Genomic DNA, 14,955 nt, shown 5'->3' on the forward strand with positions numbered 1-14,955 from the left:
TTTTAAGAATTTCTTGAGGTGTAGTGAATGTTTTCAATCCAGAACAACCACGAAAAAAAGTTACTTGTTTTTGCAGCAATTATACTCATTCTTTATTTGTCTCCTTTATTTATTCTTGGAGAAAATGCGCATATTCGCGTTCATGATAATCTTGATTCCAATTTGTCTTGGTATAAGGTTTTGGCAAGAAGCGGGGAGATACTAGGTCCGATTGATGCTACAATTCCACAGGTGATAAACAATCAATTATCAAGAAACGCATTTAGCACGGAATTTAGTAGTATTGTTTGGTTGTATGCTTTTTTTCCAAATATGGTTGCGTATGCATTAAGTCAGACGATTACAAGAGTGGTTGCTTTTATAGGGATGTATCTTCTTTTAAAACATCATTTTTTACCTAGAGAGGAATGGATAATCATTTCGGTTGGAGTTTCATTGGCTTTTGCTCTTACTCCTTTTTGGCCGTCAGGAATGCTTAGTACTCTCGGAATGCCTCTTGCACTTTGGGCATTTTTAAATATTCGAAAAGGGGAAAGGTCGTGGAAGAACTATTTCGTACTCACTCTTATTCCTCTATATTCGAGTATTGTTTTAGGTTTTTTCTTCTTTTTAAGCGGGATGGGTGTTCTTTGGTTAGTGGATGTAGTAATAAAGAAAGAATGGAACTTTCGTTTCCTTTTTTCAATTGTTTATATGACGCTCATTTACATGATTGTAGAATATCGCTTAGTATCTTCTTTCTTCTTATCCACTGCACCTAACAGCAGAGATGAATATTTTCATGCAAGATTATCGTTATGGCGGTCTCTCCGTCTTACAGTGAAAAATTTTCTTTTAGGACATAACCATGTCATGACAGTCCATACATTTGTTATTTTACCTGTCATACTTATTGCGTTGTATTTTATCATTTCCAAGGGGCTATGGAAGCAAGAAAAACTCTTTGTTTTTTTGTTCTGGTTTAACATAGCATTATCAATTTGGTATGCTTTTTGGTTTTATAAAGGTTGGCTTCCATTAACAATACGTTTTCACATTTTGGATACGTTTAATTTTGCACGTTATCATTTTTTGCGCCCGTTAGTTATTTATGTTTTATTTGCTCTTGGATTAAAAGTTTTATGGTTACAAGGGAAAATATGGAGACACGCAGTGACAGGTTTTGTGATAGCTCAAATTATTTTGTTAAGCTTTTTTAATGAGGAAATTATTTTTCAAAGTAAACCTTCAGTAAAGGAATTTTTTGCAGAAAAACAATTTCAGGAGATAAAAGAGTATATCGGTTTACCTTTGGAGCAGTACCGTGTCGCTAGTATTGGTTTACATCCTGCCATCGCTCAGTACAATGGATTCTATACACTTGATACATATAACAATTTTTATCCGCTATCCTATAAATATGAATTTCGAAAAATAATCGAGAAGGAACTAGCGAAAAATAAAACGATTCGTACGTATTTTGACGAGTGGGGTGGCCGTTGTTATATTTTCACCGATGAACTTGGAAAACACTATATGTTTAAGAAAAACTCGAAAAAACGCTTGGAAAATTTACAACTAAATATAGAGCATTTTAAAAAAATGGGTGGTCGATACATGTTTTCTGCTGTCCCTATTGAAAATGCAGTAGAAAACAATTTATCCCTTGAGAAAGTGTTTACATCAAAGACATCCGCTTGGAAAATATATTTGTATAAGGCAATATAGATGCGTGAAATAAATTGCCTCTCTCGATGTAAATTCATAAAAACCAAACTAATATTTAGATGCAATATTAGTTTGGTTTTTACTATTTCGTATTAAAATAAATGATGAAATGTGATATAACACCTGCAATTCCCCAAGATCCAGTTCGAGAAGGCTGAAACCATACATCATCAGGTACAGGTTTTAATCCTTGGCACCATTTGTTTAAGTTTAACTTTTTATTCAAAATAGATTCTTTTTCTATGTTCCTCTCTTTTTTTCTATTACAAATCGTTAACTTTGACTTATTCTAGACAGTACAAGAAAATCCTTCAACATAAAATCAGACGGATAAGCAACCATCTCTTCTCTCAGTTCGTATATTATCGTAAAAGGAGGAATATACACATGCAATGGCAACAAAAAGTACAGTATTTAATTGGTCAACCAGTTGGTGTTTCTCTCGTAAACGGTCAAGGAACATCTGGAGTTTTATGCGGTGTACACGGTGGACATATTTATTTGTATGAGTACTTATATCAAGCACAATTCGCAATGAAACATTATGATTTTAGACAAATCCAAGATATACATCCCTTCCCAAATTGTCCACATCAAAATCCCCTGTATTAAAAAACAGGAACAGCTTAAAAAGCTAGCTGTTCCTGTTTTTATGTTTGTCCTAAATATTATTGTCCCGCATGAAATTGCTGTAATGCTTCATCCACATATACCCAGCCTTTCCATCCTAAATGAATGGTATCCTTTAAAAAATACTTGTCATATTCATGACTAGTAAAATCTGCAACTGGAAATCCAGCTGCCTCAACTTGTTCCCGAACTTTCTTATAATAAACATCACGGCGTTCTTTTGGGAATCCTGCGTAATCATACCAAGGTCCATTTACAGGGACAGAAATGAAAAGTGGTTTCACTTTCTTTTGTTTGAAAATATCTAAAATGATTTGTAAATCTTCATATTCTGGCGATTCATCATAAGATTCTTTTGCTTTATATCCTTTTAGTCCATGTAACTTCTTTTGAAATTTGTTTTTATAGTAATATGGATTTTCAATTCCGAATGTATTTGATGTAGACTCTACTTTCCCAACTTGTTCAGCATGCTTTCTTGTTTCTTCCCAAGAAAGTGAACGTAATTCCATATTTCTTTGTTCTTTTTTTGGTTTTACATTAAATAAAGATTTCACTAAATCTTTATGATCCGTAATATTTCGATTTATATAGATAACAGGCTTAAATACTCCCGCTTTTATCTTCTGAATTGTATCATTGTATACAATTCCTTCTAATGAAGTTTTTAATATAAAATCGTCGCGGACAACTTTAAAATCTAACAACCGCTTCGCGATTTTTTTCTTCATTTCAGGTTTTATTTCATCATTAAAAATAAAATGATATGTTTGCTGTTTTGAGAAATTAGTACTAAAATTCCCTTCATTTACACCCTGTTTGGTAAACCATTGTGGTGAAAGGATAAATACTACTTTTTTTCCTTCTAATTGATCCATTGTGGAAGTCACATTTAAAATATGAGCAAGACTCTGCGTCCCGCCCGTCCCTATTAGAAACGGTGTAAATCCTTCAGGTTTTACTTTAAAATAGTTAGACGGATGATATGCATCCATCCGAGAAAATTCAGATGAACCATACATCGGTAAATACTTCGAATTCTCTAACATTTTTTGTTGTAAAAAAACACCTTGTAATTTTTCTTTTTGTAATGAAGTCGCCGCATCTTCTATCTTTTCATTACTAATAAGTGAAACTAAATATTTGGATGGAATAAGCAATATAACCATAAAGATTATACATGCTAAAATGATTGGGCCAAAAGCATGTTTCATCTTCATTTGTTGACCCACTCTCTTTTCCAAGTAATAAAATCCCTTACCATCATTCTCTTACTAACTCGGTATTGCATGTCTACCGATAACTCTAACCCTTGTTTACAACACGTCATCATTCTTTTTCTTCTCCTTTATCCTGTCAAATGCTCCATTCTATTAATCTCTTATTTATTTTCCTCCTTTAAAAACTTATTTATCAATCTTAGAAAAAGTTTCCAGGTAAACATTTTAATTATATAGGATTTTCTATTTCTTTCACACTCTAAATTCAGCAATGATTTTATTTCTTGACAAAATATATTTATATACAAAGATACATTTTTTCTAAACTACCTGGATAGTTCCTCTGAATATTGAAATTTTCATAGAATTTAATTCTTATACACATAATATGATAATTGACTTCCATCAAAATCTACATTATGTGTGTACTTAAATCCAGCCTTTTCTAAAACGTTCTTTGATTTTTCATTTGCAATTCTAATTCTTGCGGTTAATTTTTCAACCTTTAAATCATGAAAAGCATATTGGATTGTTGCACGAGTTGCCTCCGTAGCATATCCTTTTCCCCAAAACTTCGGATCAAGAAGATACATGATTTCTACCTCTTTTGTTCCAGCGATATACCTTAAACCACAATGCCCCATCATTTCTTCGGTGATGTGATTGAATATGAGCCACACACCAAAAGCATTTTTATCCCAATGATCTATAAACTTCCGAATATATTGTTCGGTTTCTTCTAATGACATGCCTCTTGATATAGCAAGCCACTTACCTACCTCACTTTTTTTTACAATTTGATAGAAATCATCAATATCTTCTAGACTCGGTTTTCTCATATAGAGTCTTTTCGTATTCATTGACTTTTCATTCCCATGAATGGACATATCCTCTTCCCCTTTAATATAATTCTAATGTGCATCTTGGTGTTGCTTTGAAATAAAGTTTGATCAAAATAAATTCTTCTTTAGCATATTTAGGTTTCGCTTTTATAAAAAGTTTGATCATTTTCTACCTCTGGTCTTCAACAATAGTGCCCTCTAACGGAACAACTTTATTGGCATTCAACAGTTCTTTAATCGATCTTTCAATTCAGATGTCCTTTTAAACGGTATGACTTTATTTCAAATTCAAACATGGTGAATTATACCATAAAATCTCTCCACAATATATGAGCACGCCATTTTTATACAAAAAAACAGACCGTTTCCTCAACACAGTCTGTTTTGTATACTTCATTTTATTTTTTCACATCCGCCCATTTTAAGCTAGTCGCCGGTCCGAATTGATGTACATATAAATCTTTCACATATGGTTTTTGTAAATACGATAATCCGCGCTGAAACACCGGTGCAATAACCGCTTCATCTAACAACATTTTTTCTGCATCTTGCATCGCTTTCCAACGTGCTTTTTCATCATTTCCTAAATCCGTTTTTATTTTTTTGATTAATGCATCATACTCCGGATTTGCATACCCCGTATTATTAACGCCACTTTCTGAAATAAAGACCTCTAAGTATGTCATTGGATCTGGATAATCAGGTAACCAACGTGATAATGACATTTCATATTCTTTCTTTTTCTCTAATGCTAGTTTCTGAGAATGTGGTTGTAGTTTCACATTCACCGTTAGTCCTGGTAAGTTCTTCTCTAATTGCTCTTTAATATATTCTCCTACCTTTTTAAAGTTTTCTAAATCATAGTTGAGCATTTCTACAGTAACTTCATTCGTTCCTGTTTCTTGCTTCGCCTTTTCCCAATATTCCTTTGCTTGTTTTACATTCGTTTTATTAAACTCTGTCGTTGTTTCCCTGAAATCTTTTTTATCTGGTCCTTTTAAGAAGCCATTTGGAATGTAGTAGTTTGCAGGTACTGATCCATCATTTAAAAATGAAGTCGCAAGCCCTTTTTTATCAAAAGCCATACTAAGCGCAAGGCGAGCATTTTTATTTTTTAAAATTGGGACATTTTCATTAAAGCGGAAGAAATACATGACCGGATCTGTATATTGTTTCAATTCTTTATCATTTTTATATTTATCAACAAATTCTGTTGAAATAACAGCACGATCGATTTTATTTGTTTGATATAGATTTACTACCGTCGAAATTTCTTTAACAATTTGGTAGTTTACTTCATCTAATTTTACTTCTTTTTTATCCCAATATTGATTATTTTTCTTCATCGTAAAGCTTGCTTCGTGCTTCCATTCTGATAATGTAAATGGACCATTATATATGGTTGTATTTGCTTCTAAACCATATTTATCTCCTTGCCCCTTTGCATACTTTGGATTAATTGGATAAAAGGATGGTAAACAAAGTAGTTTTGTAAAGTATGGAACAGGATGCTCTAACTCTACAGTAAAAGTTTTTTCATCTTGTGCTTTTACTCCTAATTCGTCCAGACCCATCTGCTTCTTGTTTATTTTTTCCGCATTTTTCACGTCGTACATAATATATGCATATTCAGACCCTGTTTCTGGATTAATAAGCTGTCTCCAAGCAAATTCAAAATCGTGAGCTGTTACAGGATCACCGTTAGACCATTTCGCATCACGCAAATGAAATGTATATGTTTTCCCATCTTTACTCACCTCATACTTTTCCGCAATCCCAGGAATGACCTCATCATTTTTTGAAAGTCTAAATAATCCCTCCATTACATTATTTAATACGTTAAATGAAACAGCGTCTGTTACTTTTAAGGAATTCAATGATGGAATTTCTCCTGTTTCTGTTAACTGCAATATTTTCTTCTCTTCTTTTGGTTTTGTAGTCGTTTTTTCTTTTCCACAACCAGCTAAAAATGAAGAAAGTAGTAACGTACTAACTAATGAAAAACGAACAACTTTGTTCATTCAAAAACCCCCTTGTATTATTGTTCTATTACTCTCTCTTGTTATGGTAAATAACGGCGCGCACCTGCATATTCTTCAATGTACCCTGGCGTGTTCACAGGGATAATTTCAACGGTCTTCGCTGCGTTTGGAGAATGAATCATTTTCCCGTCCCCAATATACATACCTACGTGATGAACACTTCCCTTTCCTTGATTATAAGCAAAGAATATTAAGTCACCTTTTTGTAAGTTTTCTTTTTCAACAGCAACCCCCGCTTTTGATTGTGGACCGGAGTCACGTGGAATTGTAATACCATGAGATTTGTAAATCGTATGTGTAAAACCAGAACAGTCAAAGCCGAAACCACTTGTTCCAGCCCATATATAGGGCAATCCTAAAAATAATTTCCCAGTATTCACTAAATCATCACCTGTTGGAGCCGGAATATCATTTTGCGATTTATATACTTTTCCGTCATTTTTCCGTAACCATGCTTTTTGTCCGTTTGGTAACAATACTCGATACGATATATGATCTTCACTTATTAATGGTAAGCGTGTGTTATAACTAACCTCTAAAGATTTATATTTATCAGATGGATTCATGTATAAAATAGCTGTCGGCTTTGTAATAAGAACAAATGGTTGTTCCTTTTTCTCTGCAAATTCTTGATTATAGGTTAGTTGTTTTATTGGGACCCATCCTGGATAACCAGCCTCATTTCTTGGCGTTGGCTGACCATGAACTACTACTTTTGCCCACTCACCTTGCCGATCAATGATTGTTACTTCCTGCCCTAATAAAGCTTGTGTTTCTAATTTATTAGTACTTGTTAGCCAAAGTTTTTCATCGAGTGTCATCGATTTCGTCCATTTCCATAGATTAACAGGGTTCGTCGCACTTGGCTCATCAATTGGACGAAGCAAATTGGGCCCAGTCCATAACGTTGCAGCTGCTACATCGACATACGCTTCATTACTTTTTGCTTCTTCAGCATTTACAACAGAAAAAGATGAAAATACTAACAAACTACTAAAAAGTCCAGTAATAAGTTTCCTCATAAGCACATCCCCTTTATTCATAATTTTCCTGCTCAAACAGGTTATAGCTTGTAAAACAACAACTAAAGCTTTATTTTATATTCACTGCATGATGCAGGTTAACCTTTGGCCCGTTATATGTGATTCCGCCTGGCTCTTCCATTAACCATAAAGGAGCATCCAGATCAAAGTAATGAATGTTCGGATGAGCTGCTGCTACATGTGTAATCGCTGCCACAGAAAGCGATGATTCCATCATGCTACCAACCATGCATTTTACACCGGCAGCGCCAGCAATATCAGCAATCTTCCACGCTTCTCGTATCCCTCCGCATTTCATTAATTTAATATTTAATAAATCAGCGTACTGTCCTTGAACAAGTTTTAAAGCATCCTGCGCCGAAAACACACTTTCATCAGCCATAATTGGTGTTTGCACATGATCTTTTACATATTTCATTCCTTCCCAATCTTTCGCGTGAACGGGTTGTTCTACGAATTCTATATTTAAATTTCTATTTTCCATTTCTCGAATAATCGATACAGCTTCTTTTGGACTCCATCCTTGATTTGCATCTAATCGTAAAGTTACATCCTTCGGCACAACATTTCTAATCGCTTCAATGCGTTCTAAATCCAATTCTGCTGATTTACCAACTTTAATTTTTAATGTGTTAAATCCTTTTTCTACATGACTTTTTGCTTCTTTCGCCATTAATATAGGTTCATCAACACTTACTGTAATGTCCGTTTGAATCTCTTTCTGTCCACCTAGCAACGCATATAATGGGATATTATGAAACTGGCAATACACATCATATAAAGCCATATCAACTGCTGCCTTTGCACTCGTATTTCCTACACAGCTCATTTGAATCTGTAACAACAATGCTTGAAATTGCTGCAATTCTTTCCCAATTAGTACAGAACGGATCGGCCCTAAAATAGCTTCTTCCATTCCACTCGCAAAATCTCCTGTAATAACTGGTGTCGCAGTTCCAGCGCCTTTCCCTATAACCCCTTCATCTGTATGAATAAAAACATCAATACTTTCGATTTCAGTTACAGTGCGCAAAGCTGTTTTAAATGGTGTATGAAGCTTGATATAACGATGTTTTACTGTTAAATCTATGATTTTCATTTCATTCATCCTTTCTGTCTAATAAAAAAATCCAGCCATAAGAACGAATCTTATGGCTGGATTTTGTCTATGAATGTGTAGACAAAGCAGCAATTTGATTATATTTTTTTTGTGCATCTTTTAAAGCTACAAGCAATGCTTTTTGAGACGATCCGAAATACCGAGTTCTAATCTCTTCTACTAATTGTGGGTCATTTATATTTCTATGTAGAAATAAATGTTTTACAAACTGACTCGTCAATGAAATGGTTGCTGAACAATCCGCATCCACAATCTTTCCTGTATCTTTTTCAACAACAAATGCAACGAAATAACTCTTGAATTTTTCTGTAATCGGATTGTTTTGAGGTGCTTTTGCGTCCCCTACGATATAAATCGTATTAGAAGCGTACACATAAATCTTCCTTTCTTATACGAGGATAACGGTTTTCTTAACAGTCGAATAAGCTGATGACTCATCGTTAATCAAGAAATGTATCCGCTTACTGAATATTATATACAATTGACAGAATTTTAACAATATTTATTTTAGTAAATATTGTACAATTAGACTTCCAATCTCTGAAAATATATAATTTGTATGATTTATACATTCAACATTTGAACTTAGGACAGCTACATATACCGTCTTATTATTTATGTTCAGCCTTGCAGCATCATGTGTAACAGTTTGTAATTCTCCCGTTTTGTTCGCTGTTAAAAGTCCTTTCATCCCATCTAACTTCCCACATAATTTATAGGTAAATTGTTGATTTTGAAGCGGGTTATAAAATTGTTCTTTATTCTCATAATGCTTTAGTAGAGACACAATATCTTCAGCTGTTGTAAAATTATCCTTTCCCGGTTCCTGAGGTGGTTGCATCATATATCGTTGTAGTTTCGTTCCATTTAACTGCAGTGAATCAATGTGTTCTTGAATGCGATTCATTTTCAACTTATTTATAAGCCAATTTGTCGCAGTGTTATCAGAAACTGTAATCATCAATGTAATAAGATCTTGTATCGTTACATTTGGTGTATGTAATGAAGCAACAATACCGCTTCCACCAGTCTTTTCAAGAGATGAAACAGAAATTACTTCATATGGATTTAAAATTCCATCCTTCATCGTTTCTATCGCACACGAAAGAATAGGTAACTTAATAAGGCTAGCTGATGGATGTACCAAATGTTCATTGTACCGATACGTCATTTCTCCTTGTATCATGACGCTTACATTTCCATTTATACTTTTAATTCGTTTTTCTATTTCATATATAAAGTCTGCTTTTTTCATATTTACCTCTTTACCTCTCCTTTTTGAAAATTATAGCACTAATAACTATTCGCAGTTATTGATATATCTCTTTAAAAAGTGCTTGACTCAGTAGCATTTTTCTTCTCCTAACCAACTACTTTGTAAAAAAAGTCGTGTTTCCTAAAAAGAATTAATAAAAAACTGCACCCCAACTGTAGACAGTGTCTAACAATTCGGGTGCAGTTCGCTTTATTTACTGCTTTTTACATTCTTACTTAGGTAGTACAAATATAGTTTCGTTCGGCTTAGAGAATTGATACTCCTTTCTTGCATACTTTAAAATTTCTTCTTCATTATCTGTCAAATTATTAACTTCGCTTTTTAAATAACGTGAATCTTTTTCTAAAGAAATTAATTGCTTTTGCTGATTTTTAATCGTATCTCGCTTTTCTACAATTATTTCTTGCTGCTTATTAAGAATATATTGGACATAAAAAGTGGCGGAAAAAATAAAAATAAAAACGAAAATAAACCGGCGTAATTTTTTCTTATTTATAACTCGATATTCATTAGACTGTATTTGCTGTTGTGGCGTATTAGGAACATTTACTTTCTTGAGTTTCCTCATTTTTTAAATCCCCCTAACTCATTTTATTTCACTACCACAGGTGTACTTTCTTACTACCCTAAATTCTCTTCTCATAAAATAAGCTCCTCCATAAAAAAATCTCATAAATTAACCAATTAGAGATAGCTTTCGACGACATCTCTATATTTCAGATGAAAATTTTATTTTTTGTGCTATAAATTAGTGTTTTATGTTTTTAAGCTAAGCAAAAAGATCTCACAAACACATTCGCTTTTTCACTGAATAATTTATTAGGTATTCCTTTTATTAAGGAGGTAAACAAATGAAATACCGTGCATTAGGAAAAACCGGTTTAACTGTTTCTGAAATTGGATTTGGAGCATGGGCAATTGGCGGTGATGAATGGGGTCCTGTAAATGACAAACATTCTATCTCTGCAATGAAAACAGCAGTTGAATGCGGAGTGAATTTTATTGATACCGCTGATGTATATGGTTTAGGGCATAGCGAAAAATTAGTGGCACAAGCAATAAAAGAACATCGAAATGATATCGTTCTTTCCACAAAGGGAGGATTAGTTGGTCATCACTATGATCCTAATGGAGAACCTGTCTACGATACAGCAGAAAAGGTAATTGCAGTATTTGAAACGAGTTTACTCCGCCTTCAAACAGATTACATTGATGTTTATTTTTGTCATATTTGGTGGGATAAAAAAGAAGAAACCGAAGCCTTCCTTCGCGCATTTGAAATTTTAAAACGAGATGGAAAAGTAAGAGCAGTTGGTGTTTCTACGCATGACTTACAATATATTAAAAACTTTAATAAAGCCGGGAAAATTGATGTTGTACAGCTTGACTACAGCATACTAAACCGAGAACCTGAAAATGATATTTTACCTTACTTACAAGAGAAAAACTTAGGAGCTGTCATTCGGGGGCCATTAAAAATGGGGATATTGACTGGAAAGTTTACAGAACAAACAACATTTCCTGATGGTGATTTACGACAAGATTGGCCAAAAGAAACATGGTTTCAAGATGCTTTACGAAAGGTTGAGAAATTGAGATCACTTTCAAACCCTAAACGAACTTTGGGGCAACTGGCCCTTCGTTATGTACTATCGCATCCTGCTGTATCTGTTGCTATTCCCGGAGCAAAAACAGCTAATCAAGCAGCCGAAAATGCAGCTGCTTCTGTACGCCCTCTTCTATTAGAAGAAGAATTGGCATATATACAAGACTTCTAAAAAAAGATTGGTAGCAATGCAATGCTACCAATCTTTTTTGTTATTTTATTATTCTCATATTATATATGTATTGTTTATTTCAATTCCTTTATACAAGATGTAGTAGATGCTGATGTCCCTTCTCTAACGCGATATCATATGCTGTTTTACCATCCTCTTTCTTAATATTTTTATCCGCTCCGTTTTCAATAAGTAAAGCTACGATTTTTTCATCGCCTAATAAAGCTGCTTCATGGAGCCCTGTCCAACCACCACTTTGTACAGCATTAACATCTGCCCCTTGTTCAATTAAAAATATAGCGAGTTCAATTTTTTTGTTTGCAATTGCTGCTTGAAGGGGTGTATTTTCATTTTGATTCTTCGCTTTCACATGTAAATTAGCACCCTTTTTCAGAAGGAAATTTGCAATTTCTTTATAACCAAAATAAGCTGCTAAATGAAGAGGTGTCCAGCCATCCTCACTATAAGAATGCACAAGATCTTGATCTTCATTTATTAATCCCACTACCTTCTCCTCTTCCCCATTCATTACTGCATTTGTAATTGCTACAATTGAATTCATCGTTATCCCCCCTTTTACATAGAATTATTTTATTTTCTAGCATAAATAATTCTATTAAACATGGTAAATTCCTTTTTTATCTAATTCGGTTTACATAATAATATTATAAGTATTATTTCATTTTCATTAATCATACAAAAAATGTTTTTATATTAAAAAGCAGCCCATTTCAAAAATGGACTGCTTTAGATTTAAACAAAACATATTTTTATATCATTTTTCTATTTCTTAATAAATACAAAAACATACACTACCAAATTGATCACTCTTTATTTTTTAAAATTCGGATATTCCTTTATAAATTTAAAAAAATGATTGTTAATTTAATAAAAAATAATGGTTAGGCAGCATCTATTTGGATTATTTTTTCAAATAAAATTTAAAAATCATTTTTATGTTTCATCTGAAAAATAATTGAATTTTATATTCTTTTAAAGATACAATAACTCCTACATTAACCTATAGCAATTTTGCCTTCTTCCCTTACCCGTCTCTTTTAATACGTACGATTTTACCACGAGTTCCGTTAACGAATCTGTTAATGTTTTATATGATAAATTAGATAGTGCTAGCAAATCATTTGTATATAAAATTCTATGTTTTTCTAACAGTAATAATACTAATCGTTCAGATGGCTTTAATGTTTCATCACTTTCTAGTATAAAATCTACATCTTTCATAGGATATATTCTCCTTATTTTAAAAATTACAATTATCCATTATTAATACGAAAATATTATATAATAAATCTGTTGTTATTTCAAAATAACATATTACCTATGCTAGGATTATAAGATATCCTTTTAGTGAAAAATAATCTCTCCCCTTCTTCTCTCCTTTATAACATCCTTTTGAAAATTTCATTTAACATCCATCTCCTTTTTTCAATACAAAAAAAACAAAGCCTCCGAATGTGGAGGCTTCTTTCTATTTTACAATTGGTAATGTTACTTCACTTAATTTTACTGTAAGTTTCGTTCCTGCTTTTGGGCGAATTGTATAGTCATAGTCACTTGCAATTAATACGACTCCTATTTGATGGCCGGCTTGGAATACATAATCATCCGGCTGCATGTCCCATGTAAATGTATAATCTTTCCCTGGTATAATTGGCGTTGACTGTTCTTTTCCATTCAAGTTTTGTGGATCCATCCATCCTCTCGTTACAATTTCTGGTTTCGCACCGCCATAATCAACAAGTAATGCAGTTAAATTTGAGACTGGACGATCAATACTTCCCTTAAATGAAATTTTTGGTGTACCACTTATTCTCATTTCTTTTTCGAGCTTAGGCATTACATATACTAACCGATTTGATGATTCTAATTCTGGATTTGCTGCTAATTGATTCGATTTAATTTTTGCATCATCTAACAATGAAGATACTTGTTGCATCGCACCCACTCGAAGTGGTAAATCTACGGCTTTATTACTTAAAAGCATACGTATTTTAGACGAAGCTGCTGCAGGGTCTGGCCAATTTTTTAATTTCTGCCACGTTTTATTTTCTCGCTCGACATCTACCATCGGTTCGTTCATAATCCCATTTTCAATTCCGTATAACCAATAGTCAAACCATTTATTTTGTGTTTGCTGCCAGTTATTACTTGATGTTCCACCATGTCCACCTTGATGTAACCACATTTTGCGAGGAATATTATTTTCTCCAAGAGCTTCCCACCACTCTGAAAACTGTTTTGTCTTTACATTCCAATCGTTTAAACCATGTACAACAAATACACTTGCCTTTATATTTTTAGCATCCTTCACGTAGTTACGCTTATCCCAAAAATCATTATAATCTCCTGTTTTTCGGTCTTGCCCTTCAGTTAGCTCTTTCGTAATTTTTTGACAAACTTCAGGATTCTCTCTCGTTAATACTGCTTCGGCCATATTATCTGTATCTTCACCTTGGTAACCACCTGGTGCAACAACTGCACCATTTGCACGGTAATAATCGTACCAGCTACTAATTGCGGCAATCGGAATAATTGTTTTTAATCCTTCAACTCCGGTTGTTGCAACAGCGTTTGGTAATGTACCATTATAGGAAACTCCTGTCATCCCGACATTTCCTGTAGACCAATCCGCCTGTATTTCCTTACCATCTGCTGTGAATGCTTTCGCTCGTCCATTTACCCAATCAATGACAGATTTTGTACCGAGAATTTCTTGTTCGTCACCAGTTGTTGGACATCCATCTGATTTTCCAGTTCCGATGCTTTCTCCTAAAATAACGGCATATCCACGAGGAACATAGTAATTTCCATATGAACCGAGATTAGCTGGTCCTGCATAAGGTTTGCCTTCAGTAGGATGTAATTCTTCATCTACATTATAAACTGGGACGTCTTTTATTCCCGAACGGTAAGGACTCATTTCATAAATAACGGGAATTTTCACACCCGGTTCTGTTTTCGGTCGCATTACCTTTATCGATACACGATCTCTTTTTCCATCTCGGTCGCTATCAATCTCAGTTTCTACAAATAAATTTTCTACAATCGCCTCATCAGTTGAATAAATGGGCTTCGTCATTCCATTTTCCAACTCAATCTTTGTTGACTGAGCTAATGTTTCTGGCACTTTACCATTTAACGGTAAAGCAGAAAATTTTATCGAACTCTCTTCGCTTTTTTCTGCATGTACTGTAATACTCGAAATACTTGATGTAAATGTTAAAGAAAACATTGCTGAGAGTGCAACTGCTAGCTTTTTTTTCTTCAAATTTCTTC

15 protein-coding genes are annotated in these 14,955 nt (G+C 33.7%); 3 read left to right on the plus strand and 12 right to left on the minus strand.

From position 1 onward, the window contains the following. The first annotated feature begins 27 nt into the window (after window positions 1-27). A complete protein-coding gene (locus KFD70_RS05795) occupies window positions 28-1,707 on the plus strand; it encodes a DUF6044 family protein (RefSeq protein WP_336451220.1) in 1,680 nt (559 codons plus the stop codon). An 82-nt stretch (window positions 1,708-1,789) separates the two neighbouring features. Here the strand turns inward: KFD70_RS05795 and KFD70_RS05800 are convergent, their stop codons facing one another. Continuing rightward, a complete protein-coding gene (locus tag KFD70_RS05800) occupies window positions 1,790-1,933 on the minus strand; it encodes a hypothetical protein (RefSeq protein ID WP_420792332.1) in 144 nt (47 codons plus the stop codon). A 161-nt stretch (window positions 1,934-2,094) separates the two neighbouring features. Between KFD70_RS05800 and KFD70_RS05805 the strand changes: the two genes are divergently transcribed. Continuing rightward, the gene (locus KFD70_RS05805) at window positions 2,095-2,319 is read left to right on the plus strand and encodes a hypothetical protein (protein ID WP_336451221.1); all 225 of its coding nucleotides are present in this window, start codon (window positions 2,095-2,097) and stop codon (window positions 2,317-2,319) included. Window positions 2,320-2,375: 56 nt separating this feature from the next. Here KFD70_RS05805 and dltD read toward each other — a convergent pair whose 3' ends face one another. The 8 genes from dltD to KFD70_RS05845 form a co-directional block, all read right to left on the minus strand. Further along, window positions 2,376-3,557 carry a D-alanyl-lipoteichoic acid biosynthesis protein DltD gene (gene dltD, locus KFD70_RS05810; RefSeq protein WP_336451222.1) on the minus strand — a complete coding sequence of 394 codons (1,182 nt, stop codon included), beginning with the start codon at window positions 3,555-3,557 and terminating at the stop codon, window positions 2,376-2,378. Window positions 3,558-3,925: 368 nt separating this feature from the next. Continuing rightward, window positions 3,926-4,444 (minus strand): GNAT family N-acetyltransferase, encoded by a 519-nt coding sequence (locus tag KFD70_RS05815; RefSeq protein ID WP_336451223.1) that lies wholly within the window; start codon window positions 4,442-4,444, stop codon window positions 3,926-3,928. Between the two features lie 353 nt (window positions 4,445-4,797). Continuing rightward, window positions 4,798-6,420 (minus strand): peptide ABC transporter substrate-binding protein, encoded by a 1,623-nt coding sequence (locus KFD70_RS05820; protein WP_336451224.1) that lies wholly within the window; start codon window positions 6,418-6,420, stop codon window positions 4,798-4,800. A 41-nt stretch (window positions 6,421-6,461) separates the two neighbouring features. Continuing rightward, a complete protein-coding gene (locus KFD70_RS05825; protein ID WP_431612992.1) occupies window positions 6,462-7,463 on the minus strand; it encodes a C40 family peptidase in 1,002 nt (333 codons plus the stop codon). A gap of 70 nt (window positions 7,464-7,533) precedes the next feature. Beyond that, entirely contained in the window at window positions 7,534-8,583 is a 1,050-nt protein-coding gene (locus KFD70_RS05830; protein WP_336451226.1) for a dipeptide epimerase, read from the minus strand. A 67-nt stretch (window positions 8,584-8,650) separates the two neighbouring features. Further along, on the minus strand, window positions 8,651-8,977 hold the full coding sequence (locus tag KFD70_RS05835; protein WP_336451227.1) for a DUF3870 domain-containing protein: 327 nt from the start codon (window positions 8,975-8,977) through the stop codon (window positions 8,651-8,653). Window positions 8,978-9,106: 129 nt separating this feature from the next. Further along, entirely contained in the window at window positions 9,107-9,859 is a 753-nt protein-coding gene (locus KFD70_RS05840) for a serine hydrolase (protein ID WP_431612993.1), read from the minus strand. Between the two features lie 232 nt (window positions 9,860-10,091). Next, a complete protein-coding gene (locus KFD70_RS05845) occupies window positions 10,092-10,448 on the minus strand; it encodes an FtsB family cell division protein (RefSeq protein ID WP_336451229.1) in 357 nt (118 codons plus the stop codon). 283 nt (window positions 10,449-10,731) lie between these two features. Here KFD70_RS05845 and KFD70_RS05850 point away from each other — a divergent pair, with 283 nt between their 5' ends. Further along, complete coding sequence (locus tag KFD70_RS05850) at window positions 10,732-11,658, plus strand: aldo/keto reductase (protein WP_431612994.1); 927 nt, start codon at window positions 10,732-10,734, stop codon at window positions 11,656-11,658. Between the two features lie 88 nt (window positions 11,659-11,746). Here the strand turns inward: KFD70_RS05850 and KFD70_RS05855 are convergent, their stop codons facing one another. The 3 genes from KFD70_RS05855 to KFD70_RS05865 form a co-directional block, all read right to left on the minus strand. Next, on the minus strand, window positions 11,747-12,220 hold the full coding sequence (locus KFD70_RS05855) for an ankyrin repeat domain-containing protein (protein ID WP_336451231.1): 474 nt from the start codon (window positions 12,218-12,220) through the stop codon (window positions 11,747-11,749). Window positions 12,221-12,669: 449 nt separating this feature from the next. Next, a complete protein-coding gene (locus tag KFD70_RS05860; RefSeq protein WP_003198034.1) occupies window positions 12,670-12,900 on the minus strand; it encodes a hypothetical protein in 231 nt (76 codons plus the stop codon). Between the two features lie 247 nt (window positions 12,901-13,147). Continuing rightward, window positions 13,148-14,947, minus strand: coding sequence for a Xaa-Pro dipeptidyl-peptidase (locus tag KFD70_RS05865; protein ID WP_336451232.1), 1,800 nt, complete (start codon window positions 14,945-14,947; stop codon window positions 13,148-13,150). Window positions 14,948-14,955: the final 8 nt, after the last annotated feature.

The sequence above is a fragment of the Bacillus pfraonensis genome (assembly GCF_050768835.1).
Taxonomy (GTDB): Bacteria; Bacillota; Bacilli; order Bacillales; family Bacillaceae_G; genus Bacillus_A; species Bacillus_A pfraonensis.